We start from the raw sequence: 7,748 nt of genomic DNA on the forward strand, positions 1-7,748 counted from the left end.
ACCCCGGTACGGGCACCCCTTGCGGGTGCCCCACCCCGGTACGGGCACCCCTTGCGGGTGCCCCACCCCGGTACGGGTACCCCTTGCGGGTGCCGCGTTGTATCCGGTTTCGTATGATGCAATCGCCTCAGGCCAGCATAACTGGCATGTTGGCGCACCGAAAAGGGCGTGTTATAGTTAGACAGAGGCTATGGGTAAGCCCTCACAGGTCGAGAAGGTTTTTAAACATTACATCAGGCAAACCGGAGTGCCAACTTTAGTCGGCTAAGCCGGAAGCCGACTGAAGTCGGCACTCCCTGTTTTAATTCTTAAAACCCATGAAGACCTGTGAGGTCTTCATGGGTTTTGTTTCTCAGGAGCGAAGCGAGGGGGCATCGAGGATCTATGCTACGTTCTTTTCTCAGTGGGATCGGGTTCTGGCTGGGTTTAATGGAAGGTCTAGCCGGGCAGGGTGAGTTACGCGGGTTGACGTGGGGGTTAGGCCGCCTGGGGCCACTGGTCAGCGTCGGTGCCCTGGCAATGGCCCGTCCAAAGCCACTGGCCCTGGCAACGAGTCTGCCTGTGGCCGCGGCCCTCCAGGTTGGCCTGGCGAGCCTGAGCCGCCCGCGACTCAACCCACGCCTCCGGTTGCAACCCGGACAATATCTTGATCGGACGATTGAGCGCGTTGCGATCGAAGGGGCCTATGGCCTGGTTCCCGCCCTGCATATCACCCCAAACACCGGGGCGCGATCAGCGGTCTGTGTCGCTCACGGCTCGGGGTGCGACAAGACCTTCTATGCCTGGCGGCTCACCGACGAATGCATTGGACAAGGCCTTGCCGTGCTGCTCATTGATCTCGATGGGCACGGCGAAAGTCCCCGCGCCCAGGCCTATCCAGCGATTCTCGAGAGCGTCGCCGCCCCGGCGCGCTGGCTCCGCGAGCGCTATGACCGCGTTGCCTTGCTCGGTATGAGCCTTGGTGGGGCGGTGACGGCCCGTGCGGTCGCTGAAGGTACGCCCTGCGATGCCCTGGTGCTCTGGGAAGTGGCGCCGCAACTGCGCCTCAATGCCGACGAGTATCGCCAGGTACAGCGGAGCGAAGCCCTGCGCATCCTGCGCCCGACGCTGCTGCATCTCTTTCGCGACGGCACAATCTACCATGTTGTGCGCGCCTGGCAGACCAGCGGCATTCGGGCTGAGATTGGCACCTGGGATCTTTTTGATCACCTCGATCTCATGGAAAGCCTAGGCCGGTTGAAGGCCCAGGCGACCCGCCCGCAGCTGCTCTTGATCTATGCCGAACGGGATGCCATTGTCTCTGCCGAAGCCACCGAAGCAGTACGCACCACAACCGAGGGTTGGGGCGAATTTCACCTCATCCCAGGCGCAAGCCATGTCTCACTGCCGAGCGAACCTGCAACGATCGGCACGACGGTGACATGGCTGGCGGCCAAATTACGGCTCGCATAAGTGACGCAAAGGCGCAAAGCTGTCCAGAGAGATGACGCAAAGGCGCAAAGGCGCAAAGGTATCCAGAAAGATATATAAAATCTTCGCGCCTTTGCGTCAAAAACAAAGCTTTGCGCCTTTGCGTCAAAAAACGGTGAGCTACGGCCTGACGCCGCTGGCATGCTCACCACCACCACCCAGCGGGGGATCATCAATGTGATGATTGCCCGCTGCGCGAATGTTCGGCAGGATCAAGGATCGCGTCAATCAAGCCGTACTCAATCGCCTCCTGAGGCGTCAAATAGGCATCACGGTTGAAATCCTTCTCGATCCGTTCGAGCGTCTGGCCGGTATGGTTCGCCATCAATTCGCGAATCATCCGCTGGAGACGCAGCATTTCGCGGACTTGAATCTCAACATCGGGGGCATAGCCTTCGGCCCCACCCCCGGCAGGATGCGAGTGAATAGTCGCATGCGGGAGTGAGAAGCGTTTGCCTTTCGCCCCACCACAAAGCAGCACCGTCGCCATGCTTGCCGCACGTCCGACGCATACCGTACAGACATCGGGCGTAATCAGTTGCATCGTATCGTAAATCGCCAGGCCAGCACGGATCACACCGCCGGGACTGTTGATATAGAGCCAAATATCTCGCTCAGGATCTTGATGTTGCAACACCAGCAACTGAGCCACCACGAGTGACGCCATATCATCATCAATCGGCGTACTGATCATGATGACCCGCTCTTGCAACATCCGTGAAAAGATATCCCACGAGCGCTCACCACGAGCAGTACGCTCAATAATGGTAGGGACTGGCAACGAAGCCATACATATTCTTTCTATTGCGGGACGAACTTCCGTAAAAGTAGTATAGCACGTTCAGCCCTTGCGCTCGGCTAATTGTGTCAGAATTGCCTCGTGACGTTCCCGCGTGAGCGGGTAACGATACACCAGGATCATGCCGATCACCAACAGCACCGTTGGCACCGGGCCGATCATCCAGCGCAGGGCGAGCAGCGCACTTTCGGGTTGTTCGCCGGGCAAGAGATCGCGATTGAAGCCGTACCACTGCAAAGCCTGCAACGTCAACGCAATGCCAACCCCGACCGCCGTCTTCTGCGTAAAGGTCATCACCCCGTAAAAGATGCCCTCGCGTCGCTGACCCGTGTTCAGTTCATCAAGATCGACCACATCGGGCAACATGCTCCAGGGCACCAGGTAGGCCGTCGCAATGCCGACCCCCGCCAGCGCCGCCAGCACAATTGCCAGCGTAATCTGGTCAGGACCAACGAAGAAAAGCCCAGACATCACGGCGATCCAAAAGCACATGCCAATATAATAAACCTTTTGCTTGCCAATCCGACGGCTCACCGCGCTCCAGACAAAGAGAAAGATCATCGCCGAACCCTGCACAGCCAGCAGCACAATCGGGAACATATCGGCCCGACGCAGGTAGAAAGTTAAATAAAAACCGATCACATTCTGAGTAATCTGAAGCGCCATCCACGAACAGAGGTAGACGCCAATGACAAAGAGGAAGGGCTGATTGCGCAGTGCAATCTGGAATTGCTGACGCAGCGGCATCGTCATCGTCGTGGCCGGGGGCGTATAGCGCTCGCGGGTACCAAACACACACCAAAGATAGGGCCAGATCATCACGAAGCCAAAGATGATCGCCGAGAAGAAATAGCCTGCCTGGGACTCGGCAGGAAGACAACGATTCGGATCGAGACAGAAACGCGTAATCAGGATGCCATGCAGCACCCCGGCAATCAGGCTCCCGCCGATGCTAAAGGCAAACCGAAACGAATTGAGCGCAGTGCGTTCATCGTAATCACTCGTCAACTCGGCCGTCAACGAGGTATACGGCACATTCACGATCGTATACGCCGTATTGAAGGCCAGAATGACCACCAGATAATAGAAAAACCGCCCGGTCTCACCAAGCGGCGGCACCCACCAGAGCAGCATATAGATTAGGCCAAACGGCACTGCCCCCACCAACATCCAGAAACGCCGACGCCCAAACCGTGAGCGCGTCCGGTCGCTAATCAGGCCCATCCAAGGATCAGTAATCGCATCCCACACCCGACTGAGCAACAGAATAAGCCCGACCGCGCCAGGGTTGAGCCCGGCCACCGTCGTCAGAAAGAGCGCCTGGAAAAACCCCACGATAATCGCCGCCATGCCAGGGCTCACATCACCGGCCCCAAACGCAAGACGAGTCTTCAGCGGCAAGCGTTCATGAACCGCACCCACCGACGCTGGAGGTGTAGCCTGCTCAGCCATAACGCACTGCTCCTCTGTTCTATGTTCTTGTACTGGTGAAAACGGCCATTTTTGCCAGCACAAGCCCCACGTATCCGTAAGGATTACTATATCACCACTACCCTCAAAAAAGGTATAATCCCTGTGCGCTTTGCGGCAAGAGATGCAGAGAGATATGGACAGGACATGAACGAACCAAAGAGGCCAACCATCACCGACGTTCATGAACCTGCGCGACGATCCGGGCAAACGATAACAAACTATCGTTATGTCAATCCGTGGCGCACGATCTGGTATCAGCCACGCCTGGCCTTGCGCTCAGCGGTGGCATTGCGTTCAACGCTTGAAACGTGGATCCTCAGTGGCTTCGCGGGTATAAGCCTGCTCTTTGGCTGGGCCGCATGGGGAGGACTTGGCGTCGAGTTGAGCAATGGTGAATTGCTCGCACTGATCCTACTCGCAGGGCCCTTCTTTGGCGGGGTCGTCCTGATGCTCGGGGGGGTATTGTTGCGTGCCGGCGGATGGATGCTCGGGGGGCGGGCCAGTCCCTGGCATGTGCGGCGAGCCCTCGTCTGGTCAAGTATGCCCATGCTAGTTGGGCTCCCCCTCTGGATCCTCGCACTTGCCCTCCCAGCCTCAGCAAGGCACATAACCACAACAGTCTATGCAACGCAGGCGGGACTCTGGGGATGGGCCGGGCTCCTGAGCATTGTCGGTCTTGCTGAAGCACACCAGATCTCACTCGTGCGAGCATTCATCTCATGGATCCTGGCAATCGCCCTCATCGTCGGTGGGTTTATGGCCCTCTTTGGGGGATCGGCACTCTTGATTACACTGCTGAATCAGGGCTGAAGAAGAGGCGAGCGCCGGTTGGGGCACGGCGGCGCCGTGCCCCAACCGGCGTATTGCACAACTGCTTCTCTGTTGCTACAATAGGTCGATCAGTATGAAGCTTCCATCATTTACCCCAGCGCACGTGGCTCTTGCCGCCATGATTTTCGCCGACAGGCTTCGTGGGTTGGATTTCTTGACCGCTGTGCGCGCCGAAGATGCAGGTCTTGATCCAACGTACGCATTTCGCTCTTCTCCTTCTGGCAACAAATACCTCAGGCGTATCTTGACCGATTTGAAGATTACCTCCAAGGATGCCATTCTTGATATCGGGTGCGGCAAGGGCAGCGCGATGCGAACGATGCTTGCGTTCCCGTTCGTGCGCGTGGACGGCATTGAGTTGTCGGAACAACTCGCCGCTATCGCCACGCGGAATTTCAAACGGTTAAAGGCACAGAGGGCGCATGTCTTCCATGGTGATGCCTCAATGTTCGCTGGTTATGACGCCTACAACATTGTTTATTTGTACAATCCCTTTCCCGCAAACGTGATGCAACCGGTCGTTCAGGCCCTGATGCGCTCGGTTCATGAGGCAGCGAGGGAATTGGTGATCATTTACAATAATCCTACGTGCCACGCAACCGTTGTCGCTCAAGGTGTGTTTGCCCAAAAAGGACGCTACCCGGATCAGTGGGGCAATGGTATCGTTCTCTACTCGAATCGCGATGGTCGCGAATCGCGACTTTTCGCAAATAAACGGATAATCCGCTATGGTTGATGTGAATATTGATCATCGTGTGCGCTTGGTACGGCTGAGGAGCCAGGTGCTTGGGGTAGTACGCTCGCTGTATGTCTATCTGCCACCTGAGTATGCGTCCGAGCCGCGCCGGCGCTTCCCGACGCTCTATTTGCTACGGGGGCACGAGCGTGAATGGGTCAATGCCACTGAGGATGCCAGTCGCGGATCATCAACCGCGGTCGATATCTATGAGCGTCTGCGTGCTGAAGAACGTATTGGCCCAATGATCCTCGTGATGCCCGGAATGGCCAGCGATGACAATGCGGTGCCTGGGATGTTGACTGATTTTCATAGTCCCGAACGGACACAGTCTGTCCCCGGCGTTGGCACCGGTCGCTTCCAGCGCTTTTTCTTTGAAGAGTTGCTGCCTACCGTTGACCGCCGTTTTCGGACACTGTCACCATCCCGGAGCATCGTCGGCTTTTCGCTCGGGGGCTATATGGCGGTCAAGGCGGCGGCGTTGCATCCGGAACGCTTTGTCAGCGTCGGAGCATTTGATGGCTCATTTCCGTATGCTTCTGATGGAGGAAATACCGCCCGCAGCGCCGATGGCCTCTTTGCGCAACCAATGTTCGCCCCGGTCTTTGGGGCACCGCCCGATCTTGTCCATCTCACCAGCAATAATCCGATCTGCCTGCTCTTGCGCGCCGATCGGGCCGCCCTCCAGCGGCTCACCTGGGTGATCCAGTATGGCCCGCAAACGCTTGAGCCGTGGGGTTCCAATTTTTACCGTGGTGAATATCTGGTGCGGGTGTTGCGGAGCCTCGGGATTGCCAATGCGATCGCGTCGCCGGTGCTCGAGGGTGGCGATCATACCTGGCATAGTGCCGACCGCTATCTCGCCGCGACGCTGCCTTTGCACTGGAACGCCATGCACTAGCTACCTATGCCATCAAAATCACAGCCTCCCGATATGATTGTCGCCCTGCGCAGTTTGCGCTGGCCGCTGGCCGGGGTGGTGGGCCTGATCTTTGCCCTCACCCGTCTGGTCGAATCGCTCTTGATTGATCTACGCCCAATGCCGCCCGTTGTCCAGACGCTTGAGGCTCTCTTCTGGGGTGCTATGGCGGCGGGCGCGATCTATGCGGTTCTGAGTTGGGCTGCCCGTCAGGAGCAGCGCCGCCTGACGACCGAGGCGAATATGCTTGACGAGTTGCGCTCGGCCAATGCCCGCCTCGAGTTGCTCTATGAGTTGAATCAGCGGGTCGCCAGTAGTGACTCACTTGATGATGTGCTTGATTATGCGATGACCCTGCCACCTCGTCTACTGGGGGCACGTGCGATGGCGCTGGTACTCGAAGATGATCACGGTGTCGCCCTGACAGCGCGTTGCGTTGGCCTTTCCGAGGATCAATTGGCCCTGGCCCGTACGGCGTTTGGCGTGATGGGTGAGCCAGGACGGGTACGTACGCCCACGGTGCTGTTCCCACGGAGCAAACCCCCTCAAGGGTTGGCCGCCTGTGTGCTGGTGCCGCTTGCCGAACGCGATGATGAGCCGATTGGCTGGATCGAGGGATATGTCGTTGATGTCCAGCGCATTACCGACGCGGCGCCCGCTACCATAGCACTCACGGCCCAGACGCACCTCGAACTTGAGCCAACGGTGACGACGCTGCTCGTCACCGTGGCTGGTGAATTAACCGAAGGCATCAAGGGGAGCCGCCGCCGTGCGCGTGAGTTAGCCAGTATTGCCGCCCTCGAGCAGGCCATCACCGAAGAACGAACCCGGATTGCCCGCGATCTCCACGATGGCGTCGCCCAGAGCCTTGCCTTTCTCCGGATGCGCATTGCCCTCTGGGAAGACTGGCTCGACCAGGAACCAGAGCGCCTCGCCGAAGAGTTTGCTTCGGTCAAGGTTACGCTACGGCATCAGATCGAAGAGTTGCGCCGGGCCATCTTTGCGCTGAGGCCCATGGAGTTGAGCCAGCTTGGTTTTGTCGCAGCTTTGCGTCGTTTTGTCGCCGATTTTGCCAGCCAACAGGATTGGGAACTTCAACTTGAACTGAGCAACCTGCCGCCCGATCTCCCCCATGTGCTCGAGCTCGCGGCGTTTCGGTTTGTGCAGGAAGCCTTGAACAATGCCGCCAAACATGCCGCCGCACAGCACATCGCGGTCATGCTCAAAATCGTGGATGACGGGCTCCAGATTGTTGTGCGTGATGATGGCGTCGGCTTTGATCCGGGTGCGCAGGCCGAGCAGTCAGGTCCACACCTGGGCCTGCGCCAGATGCGCGAGCGTGCTGCCGTGCTCGACGGACGCCTGACGATCCTCTCGCGCCCCGGTGAAGGTACCGAAATCCGCGCCTGGCTACCAATGCGTTATGTTAACTGAACACACTCCACGCTGCCCGTCTTCGCCGCTGAAAAACCAGCTATGCTTAGGCCAATTGCGGCTATGCGCGCGAGCACGCTCGCTAC

The 7,748-nt window shown here is 58.2% G+C and carries 7 protein-coding genes; 5 read left to right on the forward strand and 2 right to left on the reverse strand.

Annotated features, from left to right (window positions below; all coding sequences use genetic code 11):
* Nucleotides 1-384 precede the first annotated feature (384 nt).
* Complete coding sequence (locus A9Q02_RS09265) at nt 385-1,452, forward strand: alpha/beta hydrolase (RefSeq protein ID WP_245860472.1); 1,068 nt, start codon at nt 385-387, stop codon at nt 1,450-1,452.
* Between the two features lie 190 nt (nt 1,453-1,642).
* Here A9Q02_RS09265 and A9Q02_RS09270 read toward each other — a convergent pair whose 3' ends face one another.
* Together A9Q02_RS09270 and A9Q02_RS09275 are read right to left on the reverse strand one after the other, a co-directional pair.
* A complete protein-coding gene (locus A9Q02_RS09270; RefSeq protein WP_097652244.1) occupies nt 1,643-2,260 on the reverse strand; it encodes an ATP-dependent Clp protease proteolytic subunit in 618 nt (205 codons plus the stop codon).
* 51 nt (nt 2,261-2,311) lie between these two features.
* Nucleotides 2,312-3,721: an MFS transporter gene (locus tag A9Q02_RS09275; RefSeq protein ID WP_097652246.1), complete on the reverse strand. Its 1,410-nt coding sequence runs from the start codon at nt 3,719-3,721 to the stop codon at nt 2,312-2,314.
* Between the two features lie 165 nt (nt 3,722-3,886).
* On the opposite strand from A9Q02_RS09275, the gene A9Q02_RS09280 reads away from it, so the two are divergent.
* The 4 genes from A9Q02_RS09280 (at nt 3,887) to A9Q02_RS09295 (ending at nt 7,662) form a co-directional block, all read left to right on the forward strand.
* Nucleotides 3,887-4,552 carry a YIP1 family protein gene (locus tag A9Q02_RS09280; RefSeq protein WP_097652248.1) on the forward strand — a complete coding sequence of 222 codons (666 nt, stop codon included), beginning with the start codon at nt 3,887-3,889 and terminating at the stop codon, nt 4,550-4,552.
* A 94-nt stretch (nt 4,553-4,646) separates the two neighbouring features.
* A complete protein-coding gene (locus A9Q02_RS09285) occupies nt 4,647-5,309 on the forward strand; it encodes an SAM-dependent methyltransferase (protein ID WP_097652250.1) in 663 nt (220 codons plus the stop codon).
* Nucleotides 5,302-6,210, forward strand: coding sequence for an alpha/beta hydrolase (locus A9Q02_RS09290; protein WP_245860473.1), 909 nt, complete (start codon nt 5,302-5,304; stop codon nt 6,208-6,210). Before A9Q02_RS09285 ends, A9Q02_RS09290 begins: the two co-directional genes overlap by 8 nt.
* Nucleotides 6,211-6,216: 6 nt before the next feature.
* Nucleotides 6,217-7,662, forward strand: coding sequence for a sensor histidine kinase (locus tag A9Q02_RS09295; protein ID WP_245860474.1), 1,446 nt, complete (start codon nt 6,217-6,219; stop codon nt 7,660-7,662).
* Nucleotides 7,663-7,748: the final 86 nt, after the last annotated feature.

The organism is Candidatus Chloroploca asiatica, assembly GCF_002532075.1.
GTDB lineage: Bacteria > Chloroflexota > Chloroflexia > Chloroflexales > Chloroflexaceae > Chloroploca > Chloroploca asiatica.

What these genes read in the sequence shown, in the direction of transcription:
- A9Q02_RS09265 (WP_245860472.1), top strand. Translation starts at nt 385, where the DNA reads ATGCTACGTTCTTTTCTCAGTGGGATCGGGTTCTGGCTGGGTTTAATG.
- A9Q02_RS09270 (WP_097652244.1), bottom strand. Translation starts at nt 2,260, where the DNA reads ATGGCTTCGTTGCCAGTCCCTACCATTATTGAGCGTACTGCTCGTGGT.
- A9Q02_RS09275 (WP_097652246.1), bottom strand. Translation starts at nt 3,721, where the DNA reads ATGGCTGAGCAGGCTACACCTCCAGCGTCGGTGGGTGCGGTTCATGAA.
- A9Q02_RS09285 (WP_097652250.1), top strand. Translation starts at nt 4,647, where the DNA reads ATGAAGCTTCCATCATTTACCCCAGCGCACGTGGCTCTTGCCGCCATG.
- A9Q02_RS09280 (WP_097652248.1), top strand. Translation starts at nt 3,887, where the DNA reads ATGAACGAACCAAAGAGGCCAACCATCACCGACGTTCATGAACCTGCG.
- A9Q02_RS09290 (WP_245860473.1), top strand. Translation starts at nt 5,302, where the DNA reads ATGGTTGATGTGAATATTGATCATCGTGTGCGCTTGGTACGGCTGAGG.
- A9Q02_RS09295 (WP_245860474.1), top strand. Translation starts at nt 6,217, where the DNA reads ATGCCATCAAAATCACAGCCTCCCGATATGATTGTCGCCCTGCGCAGT.